11 protein-coding genes are annotated in these 20,809 nt (G+C 49.9%); 2 read left to right on the forward strand and 9 right to left on the reverse strand.

The window, feature by feature from the left end:
- Positions 1-19: 19 nt before the first annotated feature.
- Together CBE68_RS17365 and CBE68_RS17370 are read right to left on the reverse strand one after the other, a co-directional pair.
- On the reverse strand, positions 20-1,996 hold the full coding sequence (locus CBE68_RS17365) for a methyl-accepting chemotaxis protein (protein ID WP_087507469.1): 1,977 nt from the start codon (positions 1,994-1,996) through the stop codon (positions 20-22).
- Positions 1,997-2,117: 121 nt separating this feature from the next.
- Positions 2,118-2,873 (reverse strand): class I SAM-dependent methyltransferase, encoded by a 756-nt coding sequence (locus CBE68_RS17370; protein ID WP_087507470.1) that lies wholly within the window; start codon positions 2,871-2,873, stop codon positions 2,118-2,120.
- A gap of 114 nt (positions 2,874-2,987) precedes the next feature.
- Between CBE68_RS17370 and CBE68_RS17375 the strand changes: the two genes are divergently transcribed.
- Entirely contained in the window at positions 2,988-6,503 is a 3,516-nt protein-coding gene (locus CBE68_RS17375; RefSeq protein WP_143824614.1) for an ATP-binding protein, read from the forward strand.
- Here the strand turns inward: CBE68_RS17375 and prlC are convergent.
- A complete protein-coding gene (gene prlC / locus CBE68_RS17380) occupies positions 6,500-8,533 on the reverse strand; it encodes an oligopeptidase A (RefSeq protein WP_371870523.1) in 2,034 nt (677 codons plus the stop codon). The two genes, CBE68_RS17375 and prlC, sit on opposite strands and share 4 nt — an antisense overlap.
- 145 nt (positions 8,534-8,678) lie before the next feature.
- Here prlC and gorA point away from each other — a divergent pair, with 145 nt between their 5' ends.
- On the forward strand, positions 8,679-10,028 hold the full coding sequence (gene gorA, locus CBE68_RS17385) for a glutathione-disulfide reductase (protein WP_087507473.1): 1,350 nt from the start codon (positions 8,679-8,681) through the stop codon (positions 10,026-10,028).
- 69 nt (positions 10,029-10,097) lie between these two features.
- Here gorA and CBE68_RS17390 read toward each other — a convergent pair whose 3' ends face one another.
- From CBE68_RS17390 to CBE68_RS17415, 6 genes are all read right to left on the reverse strand, one after another.
- The gene (locus CBE68_RS17390; protein WP_087507474.1) at positions 10,098-13,244 is read right to left on the reverse strand and encodes an efflux RND transporter permease subunit; all 3,147 of its coding nucleotides are present in this window, start codon (positions 13,242-13,244) and stop codon (positions 10,098-10,100) included.
- A gap of 5 nt (positions 13,245-13,249) precedes the next feature.
- A complete protein-coding gene (locus CBE68_RS17395; protein ID WP_087507475.1) occupies positions 13,250-14,377 on the reverse strand; it encodes an efflux RND transporter periplasmic adaptor subunit in 1,128 nt (375 codons plus the stop codon).
- Between the two features lie 196 nt (positions 14,378-14,573).
- Entirely contained in the window at positions 14,574-14,789 is a 216-nt protein-coding gene (locus tag CBE68_RS17400) for a hypothetical protein (protein WP_087507476.1), read from the reverse strand.
- A 207-nt stretch (positions 14,790-14,996) separates the two neighbouring features.
- Entirely contained in the window at positions 14,997-16,130 is a 1,134-nt protein-coding gene (locus CBE68_RS17405) for a GGDEF domain-containing protein (RefSeq protein WP_087507477.1), read from the reverse strand.
- 23 nt (positions 16,131-16,153) lie between these two features.
- Entirely contained in the window at positions 16,154-16,804 is a 651-nt protein-coding gene (locus tag CBE68_RS17410) for a response regulator (RefSeq protein ID WP_087507478.1), read from the reverse strand.
- A gap of 291 nt (positions 16,805-17,095) precedes the next feature.
- On the reverse strand, positions 17,096-20,503 hold the full coding sequence (locus tag CBE68_RS17415) for a transporter substrate-binding domain-containing protein (protein WP_087507479.1): 3,408 nt from the start codon (positions 20,501-20,503) through the stop codon (positions 17,096-17,098).
- Positions 20,504-20,809 lie beyond the last annotated feature (306 nt).

Here is a 20,809-nt window from a genome sequence, read left to right on the forward strand (position 1 = left end):
ACGGCTGTTGAGGTCAGACTTAAGACGCACTGCGACTTTGATGATAATCGTCGTTACCAGCCTCAGTATCAATCAGCGTTCGGGTGATATGAGTGGCTTGGGTACGAACGTCAGTTTGAATCTCCACGGCTAGTCCGCGGGCGCCTTCAACCTGCTGCTGCACTGTGTCCATGGCGTCATTAAACAAACTCACTTGCTGTTCTTGCTGTTGCACGAAATTATTGGCCTGGTGGGCAACGCTAACTGCTTGTTGTGACTTTTCCCGAACACTTTCTGAAGTATCCAGCAGCTGCTGAGCAATTTGCTTTTGATTACTCGAAGCGGTTTGCACTTCGTTAATGTTGCCCTCGAGGCTTTCTGAAGCCTGAGTCAGGGAGTCGAGGATTTGGGTGATTTCACCCAGAGAGTTCTGCGTTTTCATCGCCAAGCCGCGCACTTCATCTGCAACTACGGCAAAGCCACGACCGTGCTCGCCAGCACGGGCAGATTCAATCGCAGCGTTCAACGCCAGCAGGTTAGTTTGCTCTGCAATGGTCCGAATGACATCCAAAATAGCACTTACGTCGCCAACCGATGCAGTCAGATCTCGCAGTGATGTCAGGCCTTGCTTGGTTGCCACCGCAGTCTGCTCACTAGCGGCAATAACTTGCGCAACATCCCCCTGACTATTGGTCATCGCCGCCTCAGTCTCTCTGGCATTGGCCTCAACTTCAGCGGAGATACGGCTCAGTTCGGTAGTGATTTCTGCCAACGCCGAAGTGACTTCTCGAGAGCCGAGCAATTGTTTCTCGGTGTCGCTGTTTGACTCGCAGATATGGTTGACCTGGCCGCTGATGCTCTCTAGAGCATCCGATACCACCTGCAACTGCTCTTGGCGTCGTTTCATGTCAGCCATTTCTTGCTCGATGAGCTGATTGAAGAAGGCGGCGATTTCACCCATTTCCGATTGCTTGTTGCGAATATCAATGGTGGTCAGCTCATCGCTTTCCAGCAACTGTTTGAAGCCAGCTCGCAATTGCCGCAAGGGCTTAAGCACATAGTTAAACTGCAACAAGTAATTGAGAATGGCGATAAGTAGCAAAATTGCCACCAGCGCCCCAACCACTAACTGTAACTTGTTGAGCATTGCCTCGCGTTCGGCGGCAACAACCGCCTCACCCTTGGCCACTTCATCACCAAAGCGTTGCATGTCTTGCTCCAGAGCCTGCAAACTTTGCTCGCGCTGATAGGCTAGCTTCTGCGTTTGTTGCAGTTCGCCAGGGTAACGCTTGATCAAACTCGCCAGATCAGCGACAGCAAGCTCACCAATTTCTTCCGCTTCTTCTTCTTCATCCCCTAGCGCAAATTCATCCTCTTCAGCCTCTAGGTAAACGCCAAGCAGCGGCAATGCCTGAATTCGTCGGCTCAATTCTTCTAAATTGGACACTAACTTATTGATATGGTCTCGCGCTTGCGGTTGATTGTTGAACAGGTCTTGTCGAGCATCACTCAGCTCATGCAGCAAGCTGGCAATATCAGCGCTAATGTCAGTGAATTGCCTCGCGGCGGCGGGCTTGTTGTCATAGCCGTCGGCCGCATAACGAATCAACGCCTTGCTACTTGCAAGCATTTCCCGTTCAGCATTTTTCAAAAGTGCCATCGGGTCGCCACTGAGCTTGCCAATAGCGCGATAATCAGATTTTGTTTTGCTGAGCAACAAGGCGACTTGTTCGCTAATTGGCGCTGAGATTTGTGGTGGCAAGGTAGCGAGATCTTGGTTGAGTTTCATCAACCGTTGTTCCACTTCGACCAACAGCACAGCATCGCCTTTGAGCAGATAGTTCTGCAACGATGCAACAACCCCAAGCGAAGCGTCTTCTTTGATTGTTTGGTAGGTAGTTCGTTGTTCACTGGAATCATTTAACTGCCCCTTGGCCCAGTACAACATACCGGTAAAGGCAAGGCTGACAGAAAACAACGTAATGGCAGAAAACCTAGAGTAGTGGGAAACGCGCATCGCAGTGTCAGCCTGTAGTTAATGTTCGGCTGGCACAGTAGCCAAGATATATGACAGTTTTATGAAATTTCTTTCTGGCTAATGAGTTACCATCACAATCTAACGAATTCCAGTAAAAAATTCAGGGGTTTGTCATGTATACATCAAAGCGATTTTTCTTCGTGACGATTTGATGATGGGGCTGCTGGCCTGCGATAAAATCAGCATAATCGGGGCGTTTTACCACCACTCGCTTGCCAGCATGTTGCAGCGCCACAGTGAATACCGCATCAGCGTCCTCATCTGCTCCAACCAGTTGCTGAAATAGCCGCATCTCCTTTTTGATTTGGGCTGATTTCTGCCGGTGGGGAAACATCGGATCGAGGTATATCACATCATGCTGGGGCAAAGATTCGATCATCTCTCGCGACTGACCATGATGGCATTGCACGCGCTCAGTGATCCATTGACCGATATCACTATCCAAGCAGGCTCGCTGATAGCCATCGTACAACAACGCTGCGACCGCAGGATGACGCTCAACCAGCGACACCTGGCACCCCAAACTAGCCAACACCATACCATCTCGCCCTAAGCCCGCCGTAGCGTCCAACACCGATGGTGTTTGGCCCTTTTTCAAGCCCACTGCTTTGGCAACTGCTTGCCCTCGGCCACCGCCAAAATTGCGCCGATGAGCAACCGCGCCACCCGTCCAGTCGACCCAAACATCGCCTAGCTTGGGTTGTTCACGGTCGCGTAGCACTAAGCCACGAACGGTCAGTATTAATTGTAATCCGGGGGCGTTGCTCGGCCCGAAAGGCAGATTGAAGCGACGAGCAAGTTGTTTAGCACCATCGACGAGTTCAGCGCATTCAGCAATAACAGAGATGGCAGTCATTCAAAACAATTGGGCAGGCATAGACATGGTCGCTATTTTACACCAATCCGATTCGCTTTCAGACAACAACTTGTTAATCTAGCCTTGGTTAGTTGGTCACCAGGACGGTTTATTTTGGCCAGAGAATGGTTCTCTCCCGCAAGATTACAGAACAAGTCGCTATTAGTAGCGATTGGTCTCGGTGTGCTCGGCGCAGTCACCAACTTGTTTACCATTCCCATGTTCGCCAACACCAGCCTGGTCCTCGGCGGTCTATTTAGCATGCTGGCTGCCATTCTGATGCGGCCCCATCACGCCCTGCTGACTTCTGTTATTGCTACCGCCGGCTTAGTCATTAATTGGCAACACGGTTGGGGCTACATCTGGTTTCCTCTCGAAGTGTTGTTTGTCAATTGGATGGTTCGGCAACGAGTCCACGCCTTGGTCGCCGATCTGCTGTACTGGTTACTTGTTGGTATGCCGCTAGTTTATTTGGTGTTGATCAGCGTCCAACAATTGTCGCCACCCATGTTGGCCACCATCTTGGTGAAACAGGCACTCAATGGCTATTTGTATACCCTGTTAGCGGCATTTATCGCGATGTTACCTTGGTGTCGCAAATTCCTATCTGAACGGCCTCTGGCGCTGCCGCCGTTAAAGGTTTATCTCACCCAAGCATTTGGCATGCTGGCAACCCTAAGCTTACTTGCCTACGGCTTAGTCAGTGAGCGCCACTACACCGATAATGTCAAACACCAGCTAGAGCTAGATCTGAATAACTACAGCGAACAGATTCGCACTTATGCGCTGCAACAAAAAGCGCTAGAGCGGCGTCAACTCGACTCGCTGGTGGCGCTTTGGCGCTCCAACTTAGGTGCCGGCGTGATGCCATCACAAGCACAGCTTGACGCCATGTTCGACGCTAACCCAAGATATTTGGCGCTGATGCTAACAACCAGCGACGGCCAATTGCTGCGTTATAGCCAGCAACGAGATTTTCAACAAGGACTGAGAAGTCGAGCACCAGAACCAACAGTGAACGCGGCAGAAATAGAGTTGGCCTCAGGCAGTAGGCAAACTCGACTGTCTCACTCAGTGGCTAGCTCAGATTTTGGTTTTAAACCGACGATTATTGCGACTCGACCAATTTATAGGCCAGACAACTTCACTATCAAAGGGTACGTGCAGGGCGTTCTGCCACTCACTCAGCATCAAAAAAATCTTGATGCTTACATTGCCGGAACGCCTTTTGAATTTGTCATTCTCAATAGCAAGCAACAGGTAAATCTCAGTAGCAGCAATTTAAGCCTGCCGCTAAAAAGCGACTTTGTGTTTGATACCCAGAGTTTGTCAGCGCTGCCTTTACCGCTGCCAGCGCTAACTAGTGAGTTTGGTAGTCACAAAGCCGACTACTTCTTCCATCGGCGAGCGATCGACCAACAAACGGAAGTCATGCTACTGACGCCAGCCAACCAAGTCTTGGTGAAGCTACAACACCACTATCTGAAGTGGGCTTTGTTTATTGTCATGGCCTCGCTGGCATCGGTCGTATTGGGGCAATTACTGGCAAACTTGTTTACTCAACCACTCGATGCACTGCTGAGATTCTCAAGTCAGGATAATTTTCCGATCCCGCAAGACCAATCGCAAAGTCAGAACTTTCACTATCGCGAGCAACACCAGTTATTTGCCAACATAGTGCGCAAAACCAAGGCACTGGCTAGTTATCACAGTTCGTTAGAGCAGCAAGTAAGCACCCGCACCCAAGAATTGCAAATGCTCAATGATCGCCTCAGTCGCGTGTTACAAGCGTCTTCTGACGGTATTCTGGAGGTCAATGGCCGAGGTCGAGTAAACTTCGCCAATCAAACGTTGGCAGACTGGTTGGAACAAAAACCGGAAGACTTGGTCGGCCAGTCCATTGAAGGGCTATTGCTTCCGGTCAGCGGTTCAATGACGCTTGAGCAATGTGTCCACGAAGCGCGATTTACCCGCACCATGGCCGAAGGCGAGGGACAGCTGCGGCAGGAAGGCTCTCTGATTGAGTTAGAATTCAATGCTGCACCAACCGCCGTTGAAGATGGCAATGTTGGCGCTGTAGTCATGCTGCGCAACGCCACATCGCGCAAGGAAATCCAGCGTAATGTCGAGCATGCCCGCCGCAGTGCCGAATTGGCAGCTCAAGCAAAGTCGGACTTTGTTGCCAATGTCAGCCATGAAATTCGTACCCCTCTCAATGCTATCGGCGGTCTTATTCAGCTGTTTGGTCGCGACAACTTATCATCGGAGCAGAAACAATATTTGAAACGAATGGCCCATGGCGCCGAACTGTTGCAGGCCATCGTCAATGATATTTTGGATTTTTCCAAAATCGAAGCCGGTCATTTAGAACTCAACGAACAAGCTTTTGATTTAGAAGCGCTGCTCGACAACCTCAAGCTGTTGATGTTACCGAAAGCGGAACAAAAGCAGTTGCAGTTGAATTTGGAACTAGCAACCGACGTCCCAGTCGGCTTGGTAGGTGACTCATTGCGCCTCAGTCAAGTGCTAATGAACCTAGTGTCCAACGCAATCAAATTTACCAAACATGGTCATGTCACAGTGACCGTTACCCAGCTGCCCGAATGTGATAGTGACAAAGCTCATATCAGAATGGCCGTTGCAGACAGCGGCATTGGCATTGCACCGGAAAAACTGGGCAATTTGTTTAGGCCATTCACTCAGGCCGACAACGCCACAACTCGGCAATATGGCGGCACCGGTCTTGGCTTAGCGATTTGCCAGCGTCTAGTGGGCCTGATGGGAGGACAGCTTCAAGTCACCAGTATTCCTGATCGAGGCAGCAGATTTTGGTTTGATATTCAGCTGCCAGTTGCTGCGCCAACTGCCCAGTTGCTGCAAACCCCTTCAGCGACAGCGGAATCTCCGAACATCATGTTTAATGGTCAGCGCGTGTTGGTGGTCGAAGACAACGGCGTTAATTTGCAAATCACTCAGCTGATGCTGTCGCGCTTGGGCTTGAAAGCTGATGGCGCTATTTCCGCCGCCATCGCCTTGGATAAGCTGCAGCAACAGCCATTTGATTTGGTATTGATGGATCTGCAAATGCCGGAGATGGATGGTATTGAGGCAGTGGGTATCATTCGCCAAAACCACGAATGGGATGCGCTACCTGTTGTCGCCTTAACGGCTCACGTGTCGGTCGCTGACAGAAAACGATGCCTTGAAGCCGGTATGCAGGATCACATCGGTAAACCGGTGGTCATGGGCGAGCTAACTCGAGTGCTATCCCGCTATTTGAGCTTTTCAGTCGACGGCGGCAATAGCAACTCTGGAACCAGTGACTTTGTGACCGAATTGGCCGATCAACAATATCTGCAGAACAACTTCTATCAACGCTACGGCAAAATTGACGTTCACCTCAAAACCTTGATTGAAATCGATGCTTGGCAAGACGCCAGAGAGCTGCTCAATGCAGCTTCCAAAGCAGCTAACGAGATTAGACAAACAGAGCTGGGCAAACTGCTGACAGAGTTATCCGTCAGCATCGAGCAACGCAAGCTGAACAACCAATTGTTGTCTCAGCTTGCTGATCACATCGATATGGCTCAACGGCAACTGCAAGGGACCGAGTTAAACAACGCCGACTAACTGCCAATGCCGCTATGACGCAACAATGGTTGAATGTCGGGCTCTCTGCCACGGAATGCTTTGAACAATTCCATTGGAGGCCGAGAACCACCTTGCTCCAATACCGTATGGAGGAACTGAGCGCCGGTTTCAGAGTTGAAAATACCGTCTTGTTCAAACTTATCGAACGCATCTGCCGACAATACTTCAGCCCATTTGTAGCTGTAGTAACCGGCCGCATAACCACCAGCAAAAATGTGACCAAATGAATTCTGGAAGCGATTAAACTCAGGCGGTTGAATGACTGCCACTCGCTCTCTCACCGACGCCAGTACCTCAGCCACATCACCAGCCGACAAGTGCAGTTCAAAATCGAACAGGGCAAATTCCAGCTGGCGCATCATGCCAAGTGCCGATTGGAAATTGCGGCCATCCAGCAAACGTTGCAACAAATCAGCAGGTAGCGGTTCACCAGTCTCAAAATGGCCGGAAATAAAGCTCAATGCTTGCGGTTGCCAGCACCAGTTCTCGAGGAATTGACTTGGCAGTTCCACCGCATCCCAAGGCACACCATTAATCCCTGAAACACTGGCAATATCGACTTGCGTCAGCATGTGATGAATACCGTGACCAAACTCGTGGAACAGGGTCACGACTTCATCGTGAGTGAACAACGCCGGCTTGTCACCGACTGGCTTATTAAAGTTGCAAGTGAGATAGGCCACTGGCAATTGCAGTTGGCCTTCTGCCGTTTGTCGGCGCACTCGGCATTCGTCCATCCAGGCGCCACCGCGTTTATGCTCGCGGGCATACAAATCTAAGTAGAAGCTGCCACGATGAACGTCTGCGCTATCGTAAATATGGAAGAAACGCACATCGTCATGGTAGCTGTCGAAATCTTGCTGCTCTTCAACACGCATTCCGAACAGTCGATTAACTACTTCAAACAGGCCACTGACGACACGTTCTTCAGGGAAGTATGGCCGCAGGATCTCATCGCTTATGGCATATTTGGCTTGCTTGAACTTTTCCGCGTAATAGGTCAAATCCCAGACATCGAGTTCATTCACACCGTGGGTTTCTCGAGCAAACTCGGTCAGCTCAGCGAGTTCTTTTTTCGCTTGCGGTAGCGATCGAGCTGCAAGGTCGTTGAGGAACTTCACCACTTGTTCTGGCGATTCCGCCATCTTGGTGCTCAGTGACAACTCGGCGTAGTTATCAAAGCCAAGTAATGCCGCTAACTCTGCTCGCAAGGCGACCAACTCACGCATAAACTCGGCGTTGTCCCACTTACCAGCGTCGGGCCCTTGATCCGAGGCGCGAGTACAAAACGCGGTGTAGACTTCCCGTCGCAGTTCCGAGTGATCAGCATAAGTCATCACTGCCATGTAACTTGGAAATTCTAAGGTCAGCAGATAGCCATCCAACTCTTTGCCAGCGGCGGCTTGCTGGGCAGCATCGAGTGCTGTTTGCGGTAGCCCTGCTAATACCGAGGCATCGGTAACATGCTTCTGCCATGCATTGGTGGCATCAAGTAAGTTGTTGCTGAACTGCGACGATAACTCAGCCATACGAGTTTTGATCTCGCCATAACGTTGCTGTTTGTCGGCATCGAGATCGATACCCGATAGGCGAAAATCTCGCAGACTATTGTCGATCGACTGACGCTGAGCCTGGCTCAGACTGGCATAGCCGTCGCTATTGGCTAACTTTTGGTAGGCATCAAACAAGCCTTTGTGCTGGCCAAGATAGGTACTGTATTGGGACAATGCCGGTAAACAGGCATCGTGCGCTTCGCGCCATTGCTGGGTATTCAAGACACTATTAACGTGGCTGACAGGCGACCAAATCTGGCTAAGCCGATCATCTGCCTGCTCGAGCGGAGCAACAATCGCATCCCAACTGACTGATTCAGATTGCGCCAAGACCTCATCGACAACGGTTTTACAATGCTCAATGGCTTGCTCAACGGCAGGTTGAATGTGTTCAGCTGATAGTTTCGAGAAAGGCGGCAGTTGCGCATTTGCTAGCAGAGGATTGGTTTGATTCATTAGCATTCTCTTTAATTCACTGGCGGCAAGGATTGCAGCGCGCTATAACCTTCATATGGAGCCAGAGTCCGGTAATTCAATGGTCACTTTTAACCTGGCCGACCATCTGGCAAACTGCGGACACAAATCCTAAAGAGATGCCCTAATGAAAACATTCGATTACATCTGTATTGGTGCTGGCTCTGGCGGCATTGCTTCGGCCAACCGAGCGGCAATGCATGGCCAAAAAGTGGCGCTGATCGAGGCTCGCCATATTGGCGGTACATGCGTCAACGTTGGCTGCGTGCCGAAAAAGGCCATGTGGTTTGGCGCTCAAGTTGCAGAAGCGATTCACAAGTACGCACCAGATTATGGCTTTGATGTCAGCGTCAACAACTTCAATTGGCAAACTTTAGTCAAAAGCCGTGATGCATACATCGAGCGTATTCACGGCTCTTACGATCGGGTGCTGGGCAACAATGGCATCGAAGTGATCAACGGCTTTGCCAAGTTTGTCGACGCCCACACTGTTGAAGTCAATGGCGAGCACTACAGTGCGCCACACATCTTAATTGCCACTGGCGGCCGCCCTACTCGCCCGAACATTCCAGGTGCCGAATATGGCATTGACTCAGACGGCTTCTTTGCCCTCAACGAGCAACCTAAGCGGGTCTGCGTGGTTGGCGCCGGCTATATTGCCGTTGAGCTTGCCGGCGTACTTCACTCCCTCGGCTCTGTCACTCATCTGGCGGTCCGTAAACATGCGCCACTGAGAAACTTCGACCCGATGCTGAGTGAAACCTTGGTCGAATTGATGGCCGAAGATGGCCCAACCCTGCATACCCACAGCACGCCAAAGTCAGTGGTGAAGCACGACGACGGCAGCCTCACGATTGAGTTTGAAAATGGTGAAGGCATTACCGTCGACTGTCTGATTTGGGCCATTGGCCGTGAACCAGCGACCGACACCATTGCGCTCGACAAAGCCGGCGTTGCTACTGACGAACGTGGCTACATCAAGGTCGATGAACACCATCAAACCAGTGCCGAGGGCGTTTACGCAGTTGGTGACAATATTGGTTATATTGAGCTTACCCCAGTGGCAGTAAAAGCCGGTCGAATTCTGTCAGAGCGCCTGTTTAATGGCCAAGATCAGATGAAAATGGACTACAGCTTGGTACCAACGGTGGTCTTTAGCCATCCAACTATTGGTACCATTGGCATGACTGAGCCAGAAGCAATTGCCGAATACGGCGAAGAAGCGGTTAAGGTTTACAACTCCAGTTTCGGCGCCATGTACACTGCGGTCACCAGTCACCGCCAAATCACTCGGATGAAGCTGATTTGCGCCGGCCCTGACGAGAAAGTAGTGGGCCTACATGGCATCGGCTTGGGTATGGATGAAATCCTCCAAGGCTTTGGCGTGGCTATCAAAATGGGTGCCACCAAAGCAGACTTTGATGCCTGCGTAGCGATTCACCCAACGTCTGCCGAAGAGTTCGTTACCCTTCGCTAACCTCTCTATGAGCACAAAAAGGCGCTACCTCGGTTGCCGGGGTAGCGTCTTTTATTTGCCAGCAATTAGTTACTCTGCTGTGGATTGCTCGATTTGCTTCGGCTGTTCCTTGTTGCCGTGAATCTTCTCACGCATGCGCTGGAACACCACATAAAGCATTGGGATGAACATGATGCCAATCACCGATGACCAAATCATGCCGCCAAATACCGCAGTACCAACACCTCGGCGGCTCAACATACCCGCGCCCTCAGCAATAACCAGCGGAATCAAACCGGCAATGAAGGCAAAACTGGTCATCATTACCGCCCGGAAACGCAACTTGGCACCTTCCACCGCAGCATCAAGAATCGACATCCCTTTCTCGCGCTGCTCTTTGGAAAACTCGACAATCAGAATGCCGTTTTTCGCCGACAGTGCAATGAGCACCACAATACCAATCTGGGCATAAAGGTTGTTCTCTAAGCCTGTCATCCACAAGGTTGTTAGAGCGCCTAACAAAGCCACAGATACCGATAGAATGACCGAAATAGGAATCGACCAGCTCTCGTACAAGGCCACTAAGAACAGGTACACGAACAGTAAAGCTGCCGCTAGGATTGGGCCGGTTTGGCCTGCCGCACGTTTCTCTTGCAAAGCCGTGGTAGTCCACTCAAACGAGTAGCCCGGCGGTAACACGTCACCCGACAGCTCTTCCATCGCAGCCAACGCTTCACTCGAAGAGCCACCCGGTGCAGGACTGCCATTGATGGTGATACTGCGCGCATTGTTGTAACGCACAACCGATTGTGGTCGCAGGACAATTTCAGCATCAGCAACTGAACGCACTGGCACCATGTCACCTTGGTTGTTACGCACGTGAATACGGAAAATATCTTCCAGCTCATTGCGATCCTCCATGTCACCTTGCAAGTTCACCTGCCAAGTCCGACCAAACAAGTTGAAGTCATTGACATAGTAACCACCCAACATGGTTTGCAGCGCCAAGAATAAATCACTGACATTGACGCCAAGGGTTTGCGCTTTGTTGCGGTCAATATCCAGATAGACTTGCGGCGTGTTTGCTGAGTAGGTGGTAAACACACCACTTAAGTCTTCATGTTGATTGGCTTCAACAATCAGGCCTCGGCTGACAGCTGCTAGCTCTTCTGGCGTCCGGCCTTGTAGGTCTTTGATCTGATATTCAAACCCAGAGCCAGTACCCAAACCGATAATCGGCGGCAAATTGAATGGGAAGATATTGGCTTCACCAATGGTCTGAAACTCGCCATACAACTGCTTAATGATTGAATGCACACTCAACGATTCGTCGGCCCGTTCAGTGAACGGTTCAAGTACGATAATCAAGAAACCACTGTTCGATTTAGCTAAGTTATCGATGATACTAAAGCCAATTGTGGCACTGACATCTTCGACACCCGGCGTATTCATGACGATCTGCTCGGCATGTTTGACGATCTGCTCGGTGCGATTCACTGATGAGCCTTCAGGAAGCTGAATTTCGACCATCAATGCGCCTTGGTCCTCATCCGGCAGGAAACCGCTGGGCACTTGCTCATTGGTGAAGATAATACCGCCAAAGACAACGGCCAAACCGGCTAAGCTAAGAATGGATACCCGCACCAAACGGCGCACAATAGAAACATAGCCATCGCGGGCTTTATCAATGCCGCCTAGAACAAAGCTAACCACCTTGTTCTTCTTGCCATGATTACGTTTCAAGAACACCGCACATAACGCCGGGCTCAAGGTTAATGCGTTAATCGCCGAGATCACCATTGATGCAGACACCGCAACCGCGAATTGCTGGAACATTTGACCGGTAATACCCGGAATAAACGCCACTGGCACAAATACCGCGAGCAATACTGATGTGATGGCTAGAATCGGTGCGGTGATTTCACCCATGGCTTTTTTAGCCGCCTCCGCTGGGCTCAAATCAGGCTCATGCTCCATGATGTGCTCGACGCTCTCGACCACAATAATGGCGTCATCAACCACAATACCGATGGCGACCACAAGCGCTAACAACGATACGGTGTTGGCCGAAAATCCCATCATCAGCATCACTGCCATGGCACCAATAATGGCAACTGGCACAGCAATAATTGGGATCAGGGTGGCGCGGAAGTTACCCAAGAATAGGTACACCACGATAACCACCAACACCAAGGCTTCAACTAGGGTATGCAGTACTTCCTCAATACTCTGCTCAACGAAACGCGTGGTGTCGTAGCTAATTTTGTATTCCATGCCGTCAGGGAAACGCTCACCGGCAGTCGCCATGATTTCACGGACACCTTCAGCAACCTCAATAGCATTCGCACCAGGCGATTGATAAATACCCAGCAAAGCAGTCGCTCCGCCGTTAAAGCGGCTGTACAAATCGACCGAACGGCCTCCCAGTTCAGTGCGGCCGACATCTTTCACTCGCACATAGGAACCGTCAGGATTAGCTCGGATCACCACGTCTTCAAACTCTTCTTGGGTAACCAAACGCCCCTTCGTTTGAATGTTGAGCTGGAATGCTTGATCGTCAGTCATCGGCTGGGCACCGATGCGGCCTACCGCAGCTTGCAAGTTCTGCGATTGCAGCGCCGCAATCACGTCATTAACGGTCAAGCCAAGGTTAGTCAGGCGGTTGGTATCAAGCCAGATCCGCATGCTGTAGTCGATGCCGAACAAGAACACATCACCGACACCTTTGACCCGCTTCAAATCATCAATCAGGTTGATGTTGGCGTAGTTGCTTAAAAACAGCGTGTCATAGGTTTCCTCTGGCGACGTCAATGCAATCACCTGCAGCAATGCCGGCGATTTTTTCTGCACATCAACACCTTGGCGCTGGACTTCGGCAGGCAGCTGAGCCATTGCCAAGTCAACGCGGTTCTTGGTATTCACCGTATTGATATCCGGATCGGTGCCTACTTCAAACGTCACCACCAAGCTGTAGGAGCCATCGCTACCACTGGTTGATTTCATGTACATGGCGTTATCAACGCCAACGACTTTCGACTCAATGGTTTGTGCCACGGTTTCCTCAACCACACTGGCACCAGCGCCGGGGTATGAGGTCGAAACTTCTACCTGAGGCGGCACAATGTCAGGGAACTGTGCCACCGGCAGCGCTTTCAAGGCAATTAAGCCGGCAATGGTAATGACCAGTGAGATCACTACCGCGAATCGCGGCCGGTCAATGAATATCGACGAAAACATGATGATTACACCTCATTGCTGGCAGCAACGGTATTAACCACAACACCGGGGCGCACTTTTTGGATGCCAACTGTGATCACTTGCTGGTGCTCTTTCAAACCACCGGTGATCACCACCTTGCCATTAATAATTGGGCCGGTTTCTACCCGTTGCACCTGCACTTTGTTGGCGTCATCCACCAACAACACATAGGCACCAACCTGGTCGATTTGAATAGCGACCTGCGGAATAGTCAGGCTGGTTTCAACGGTGTGTTCCTCAACAAACACTTCCACCAATTGCTGATGGACTAACACGCCATCGGGGTTAGGGAACTGGGCGCGAACCAAAATTGTGTCAGTGCCAGGGTTGGCCTCAACATCAATGAAATTCAAGGTGCCAGACTGGTCATAAAGATCGCCATTGGCGAGACGAACTTTCATAGTTACTGCATCCGCAGGATTGCCCTTCTGGCGATTTTCTTGCTGAAAGTCCAGCAAGGCTTTTTGCGACACGGGGAAAGTCACATACATAGGGTCCTGACTGACCAGCAACGCAAGCGGTTCACTTGCAGGTCCAACAAAATCGCCGGTTGAGTAAGGAAAAATACCAATCTTACCGCCAATAGGTGCCACTACATCGGTGTAGCTCAGCGCCAGCTCTGCTCGCTTCAATGCTGCTTTGGCTGACAGCAGATCACCATTGACCTCTTCCACTTTGGCAACTGCGATATCGAGCTGCTCTTGGGCAATAGAGTGGGTCTTAACCAGCTTTGCTCGGCGATCACGCTCGATTTCTGCTAGCTTTTTCGCACCTTGTAAACGCTCGATGGCACCTAGCGCATTCTCAACATCGGCAATGTAGTTATCTTTTTCAATTTCAAATAACACATCCCCTTGGTTGACACTTTCACCCTCATTGAAAAACTGCTGCTTCAAAAAACCCTCAATCCGAGCGCGAAGCTCAACGCTGTCTATTGCCTCGACACGGCCGGTAAACTCAGAGGATGGTGTTAACTCTGAGACTTCAACTGCAGCAACCGTCACCGTTGGCGGTGGCGCTGCTTGATTGGAGTCGGAACTGTCAGCACAGCCGGCCGATAGCAACAGCAAGGCTGCAACGTTGACGATTCGATTTAACTTACGGGTAAACATAATGAAATTCCTAATGTTTGCTGGCTTGTCAGCCAAGCTACTGCGTTGATAACAGCCTTCTTCAGTGGCAAGGGTCTACTGATAAAAAATTTCAGGAGTCGGTTGCATGTCGGCGCCAAACTGGGCGCTCTGCTGGCCAATCGTCGAGCCAATGAGGATGCAGACGCTGATCTCCTAAATTCCCTTGAAACGGCCACTAATGAGCAAGGCTAAGGATGATGTTTTCAGCAATGACCATGGATAAACTGCGATGCTTGAGTTCATCGTCACTGATGGCAAACGAGCTGAGGTTGTCGGCGCGAACCATCTTGGCAACCGACTCTGGGCAACGAGCAAGCTGTGCGGTGTCAGCTCGACTGGTTGCTATCGAGCTGTGATCGATTGCTAATGAATTGTTTTGTTGAATGCGCATAACTAACCTCTGCCTCATCGTTTGTTAATGAAAAGTTTATGAGGTTGTTGCCAAACTGAGAGCTAGGAAAATTACTAGTTTGGAGTTAGGAAATTACGGTTTAAGTCATATCTGATAAGGCTTTCAGGCACAACAAAGGTAAAAGCCCGAGTGTGAGTCGGGCTTAAATTGTTACGAAAATAGTTAATTTCTTGGCGAACCAGATGGTTAAGCGAAGGCGACGTCCTGGGCAAAGGCAAATTGGTTTTTGCCACGCTGCTTGGCATGGTACATGGCTTGATCGGCAATTTGCTGCAAAGTTGCTTCGCAGTCGCTCATGGTCGGATAAATCGATACGCCAATACTGACACCAATGTGAATGCGATGGCCATTAAACTCAATGTCCTCAGCAACTGCTGCAATCAATTTTTCACAGACCTGTTGCATCACAGCAGCTGACTTGATGGCCGGTAAAATGGCGATAAACTCGTCACCACCGACTCGGCATACTGAGTCACTTTTGCGGATCGTGGTCGACAGTCGTTGCGCCACCGTTTTTAACACCCAATCACCGGCATCATGACCCAAGCGGTCATTGACCGGTTTGAAGTCATCGAGGTCGATGTAAAGCAACGCCACTTTGTGTTGCTCACGTTTTGCTAACTCAATCGCCGTCTTCAAGCGGTCTATCGCTAACCGCTTATTGGGCAGTCCAGTTAACTGATCATGATTAGCCAGCTTTTCAATTTGCTGTTTCTGCTCTGCCAGTTTGATGTTCAAAGCATGAAAGCGAGCGTTGTAAGCTGATATCGCTTTGATCATCAACATACCAAACAGCAAGATGGCAAATATTGCCGCGCCCCAACCTTCAAGTTGATGAATCAACACATTGGCATCAACCGGCAACGTCTGCCGCCCAGAAACAAACAGGTAGCCAGCAAATAGCACCATGGCCGATGTTGCTAACACCGAGTACACCAAGTGCTTAGGAAAACAGTAAGCGACAATCAAAGTGGCAAAGAAAAACCAAAGAAACGATGCGCTGTAAAAACCAAACTGGAACAAGGCAGGCGTGCCAATAGCGAATAGACAAGCGATGGCAACGATAGCTTGAGTGGGTACGGTAAAATTGTTACGAACAAAGAAGAAGCCAACGATGGCAACAATGAGCAGACTTTGGATCACCAAGGTATAGGTGACGCCAGTTTGCAACGCCCTGCACACGCCTGCAAAAGTGCCAAACGGGGCGAGGATGATAAGTGCAATCCAAACATCATTGATGAGGCTTTTTTTCAGTGAACCAAACAGGTCACAACACTCTGGCTGATTGGCTTGAAAAGCATTTCTAAAAAAACTGCGCATACATCAACCATTCCCAAACTGACTTAGTTCGGGTTGGTCGCCGCTAAGCCATTTTCAATTGCAAATTTAATTAACTCTCTGGCGTTATCGAGTTTCAGCACTTCAATCATTTTGTACTTATGAAACTCAACCGTACGACTCGAGATATTCATTATGTTGGCGACTTCCTTTGCCGTCTTTCCTTCCGCCAACAATTGCAGCACTTCATGCTGCCGAGGCGACAGTTGAGCCAATGGATCAGCGGCACCTTTATCGCCACCTTGGCGATAGGCTTCCATCACTTCTGCCGCGAGCAACGAAGTGATGAAGGTTCTACCCGCCAACGCTGCTTCAACCGCGGTGAGCAGCTCCTCGGCTGCCGAGTGCTTCAGCACATAACCAACTGCGCCAGCATCAAGGGCTCGAATTGCGTACTTGACGTCTGGATGCATGGTGAGAAACACCACCTTGGCATCAATTTTTTGCTCTTTAAGTTTATGCAGCGCATCAATACCATTTAGCAATGGCATCGATACATCTGAGACAATCACATCTGGCTTGTGCTGTTTGGCCGCGGTAATCAGTTCACGACCATTTTCAACAGTTGCTAACACATCATATTGCTGGGCCAATAAGTTCTTGATGCCCTCAGCAACAAGCACATGATCATCGGCTAGGATTACAGTCTTTTTCATGTCCGGCTCTTTGTCCTCGACGTCTTCACAACAACTACGCTGTTAGGGACCCAAAGTTCACTACTGTTGATACTAACTCAGGTCCAACCGGATAACTCACAGTTTTCCAACGTTTATTGCTGACTTGTTAACGCACTCCATGCCGGTATCCAGCAAATTCGCCGATGACATTGCCATAATCACTGTGTAGATAACTATAGAGAACGTCACTCAAAGAGCAGGCTGGAAGTTGGCACCATTAAATTAATCTATTGTATTTACTGGTAATAAATCTACTCAACGACACTCACATTAGGTATCGCACGGGACTTCAAGCTCAATGGTTGAGCCTTGATTTAGCTCCGAACTGACATTGAGCACGGCATCAATCAGCTTGGCCCGTTCAATCATACTTTGCAGCCCCAGACCTGGTGATGTCATCGCTTGGTCAACATCAAAGCCCATGCCATCATCAATGACTTGCAACAGCAAGCCGTTATTTTCGAGCTCAATCGTCACTTGCACCATAGACGCTTCCGAGTGTTTTCTAACATTGTCCAACGCTTCTTGAACAATGCGGAATAAACTCAGTCTTACCTCAGCACTTAACTCTGGCAATTGCTTAGTGACATGAAAAGCAACGTCAATCGACTCGCGTCGAGTGAAGCTATCAATTTCTGTGGTTAACGCATCGGCTAAGCCAAGATCATCAATCATTGCTGGGTGAAGACGGCGCGATAGGTCATGGGCATCAGCAGCCACTTGAATGAGTTTGGATTTAAGCAGCGTGACTCGCTCACGCGCCGAACTGATACTGGGCTCTAACTCCAAACTTCCAGCGTCAATGGATATCGCCGCCAAGCGCTGACCGAAATCATCATGTAGCTCTTGCGCCACGCGACGGCGCTCTTCCTCTTGCACGTTGATCAATTTGGCTGCCAATTTCTGCAACACACCAGCATGTTCTGCCAACTGCAACTCATTCATTTTCTGACCATGAATATCTTGTGTGGTGCCTGCAGCAGTCGCCAAATTACCCTCTGCATCAGTGCTCAGCTCGGCAATTTCCCGTATCCACTTAACCTTGTCATCAATAATCAGTCGGTGCTCCGATTGATATACCCCCTGATCAATCGATTGCGCCCAACGTTGTTTAACCGCCAGTTGGTCATCTGGATGAATGAGTTTCAAATAACCACGTCGAGTCATTTGGCGATTATGTGGCAAGTTGATGATTTGGTCGCCTTCTGCAGTCCAAATCATCGAATCGTCAGTCGCTAGCCACTGCCAGCTCGCCATACCTGCCATTCGTTGCGCATTGGCCAGCAGCGCTTCACTCTTTTGGACAGCCTGAAAGGCAATTCGGCGATTGCGAATAGTGATGGCGCCAACGGCCGCGGCTGCGAGCAAGATAATGATGCCAAGCCACAGCAACACAGCGCGCCAATCTGTTTTTTCAACCACTCGAACATGGGTCCATTTGTCGAGTAACAGAGCACGCTCTTGTTCAGAAATGGCCGCAATCACTTTGTTAATCAACGGCACCAGTTCGGGTTTCGATGGATGAACAGCAAATGCCTGCTCAGAGCGATAAGGTGTGGTGGCGGCAAATTCAATGTTGTCGATATCCGACAAGCGCAATACTTGATCCATAATGGCATTGGAGTGTACTAAGCCATCGGCCTGACCGGATGACACAGCCTGCAATGCATCGTCAATGCTATGGTATGAAACCAGCTTGATTAGCGGATAGTCGGCACTGATCTTGTCGGCAATGGCCGATTTTCTTACCACTGCCAGTGAACGATGAGTCATATCCTCCAAGCCGCTGACATAATGAAAATCACTGCGCGTAAATAGCACCAAGTTGTCGGTAAAATAAGGCTCCGAAAACAAAAAATGTTGGGTTCTAGGCTCGGTGATGTATATCCATGGAATGAAATCAATTTGGCCGGTCTCGAGCAAAGCCAGGGCTTCTGCCCAAGAGGTAGCCGGTTTGTAGAACGCTTCAATGCCAAGCGTATCTTCTAGACGCTCGACAATATCCGAGCTGACACCGGCAAACTCATTGTCTCGATTCAAGTAGCTGTATGGGCGAGCTTTCGCCGCTGCTGAGAATATCAATCGATTGTTGTTGGCCAGCCACTGTTTCTCACTCGCTGTTAAATCTGTCAGGTAGGCCTGCGGCCCGCCAATTTGACGAATCCAAGATTCTCTGAGCGTCGCTTCTTCCTGCGGAGTAATTGCATCCTGAGCTTTTTGCAATATAGCCGCGAGTATTGGCCAATCAGAGCGCACCGCGAAATGCAGTCCCAGTCCACCTTCCAATGCACCAATATTAAGTGAGCCACTCACTTCCAGGTTGCTCATAAAGTAATGGTAAATGTAGGCATTACAGACAATCACATCACACAGAAAATAGTTACTGTCTTGTCGCAATACCGATTCTAGCCCTTGCCGAATAGAAGTGACCGATCGTAATTCAATCTCAGGATAATTGTTAGCTAAGAAGGTATGAGGCAGCGATCCGGCCTCCACCGTGACCACCTTGTTTTTCAAGTCCTCAATCCGCTGAACCCTGTCACTCCCAGAGCGACCATACAACATATGAGCGCCGCCCTGCAGATAGCTATCGGTATAAGTCAGGTATGCCTGACGTTCCGCGGAGTAATACACCGATGCCATCAGGTCAATTTCGCGGTTTTGCATCTTGGCCAAGTAATCGTGCCATTCGAGGCCTTTGACGTACTCAAGCTTCAGCCCTAGTTTTTGGGCGAGCAGTGCCAATAAGTCCTGCGAATATCCGCTTGGCCGACCGTCGTCAAGGAAATCAAACGGCATGTATTCAGCCGATGCCTGCACCCGAATTACCGGCGCTTGATTTAACCATTGGCGCTCTTCGACAGTCAGGCTCAAGGGGTCGTCAACACTCAGCCATTTCTGCCGCAACGCTTTTAGCTTGGCCGGCTCGAGACTATTCATGGCCTTATCGACAATTCGCTTCAATTGTGGGTGAGCTTTCGGTGCCATCAAATGGATTGGCCGACCATAGAGAGATAGCTCTTGTTTTGTTTGCGCCACGCGAATGTTGTCAATGGCCAAACTTCGGCCGATAAATGCCGCTGTTGGCTCGTCTGCAATGGTGAAGTCGGCTTTGCCCTGCGAAACCAATTCAAATGCTTGAGCAACACCTTGGGTTGGGATCACCGTCAAAGCTGGATAATCCTGCTGCAGCTTGTCGATGAGAAAAGAGCCAGCTGGCATCGCGGCAACGTTAGTCGTTAGATCGATGAGATTATGGCTTGGCGCGAGATTGGTAAAAGCAGCCAAGGAGCGATCGATAACAGGAGCAGAAAAGTAAAAGTGTTGGCTACGCAGGTCAGTCTTAACGCCACCAGCCAGCAAATCCACTTGCCCTGCCTGTCCTGCAGATAGCAACTGTTCAAACGTTAACTCAGTTTGCCAAGCTACTTTGAAGCCTGCTTGTTCGGCGATCAGTTCAACTAATTCAGGTAAGAAACCTTTTGCCTGACCATTTTCGCTGTAGCTAAATGGTGGCGCTGACGAGATGTTGCCGACAGTAACCACCGGATGCTCCAGCAGCCATTGTTGTTCCTCAGGCGTCAACACGGGATTAGCCCAGGCTCGGAAACTGAACAGCAACAACAACCCAACAAGCAGCGCTTGCCACCCAGATGGCGTGTTCAGTATCGGCTTCATAAAAATACCTACCTGATTGCTTTACTAGTAATTCCAAGGATCACTAAAGATAGCCCTGAGAGGACCAACAGGATGACTAAACTCCTGTTGTAAATAGCGAATTGTTTTCTTGAGGTTATTTTACCCAGCCCAACTCAGCAGCCCTACTCGTAATTTTACTAGTCCTTCAGCCGGTGTTTTTTCCTGCCCCAGACCCGTGGTTTTGCGAGTATCGACAAAGCCACCAACCACATAACATTTACATCAACAAAACAACACTGACTTAACAACATCGGCCCACCGATAACAGCAAGTCACTATAGAACA

This window comes from Neiella marina (assembly GCF_002165625.1).
GTDB classification, from domain to species: domain Bacteria; phylum Pseudomonadota; class Gammaproteobacteria; order Enterobacterales; family Neiellaceae; genus Neiella; species Neiella marina.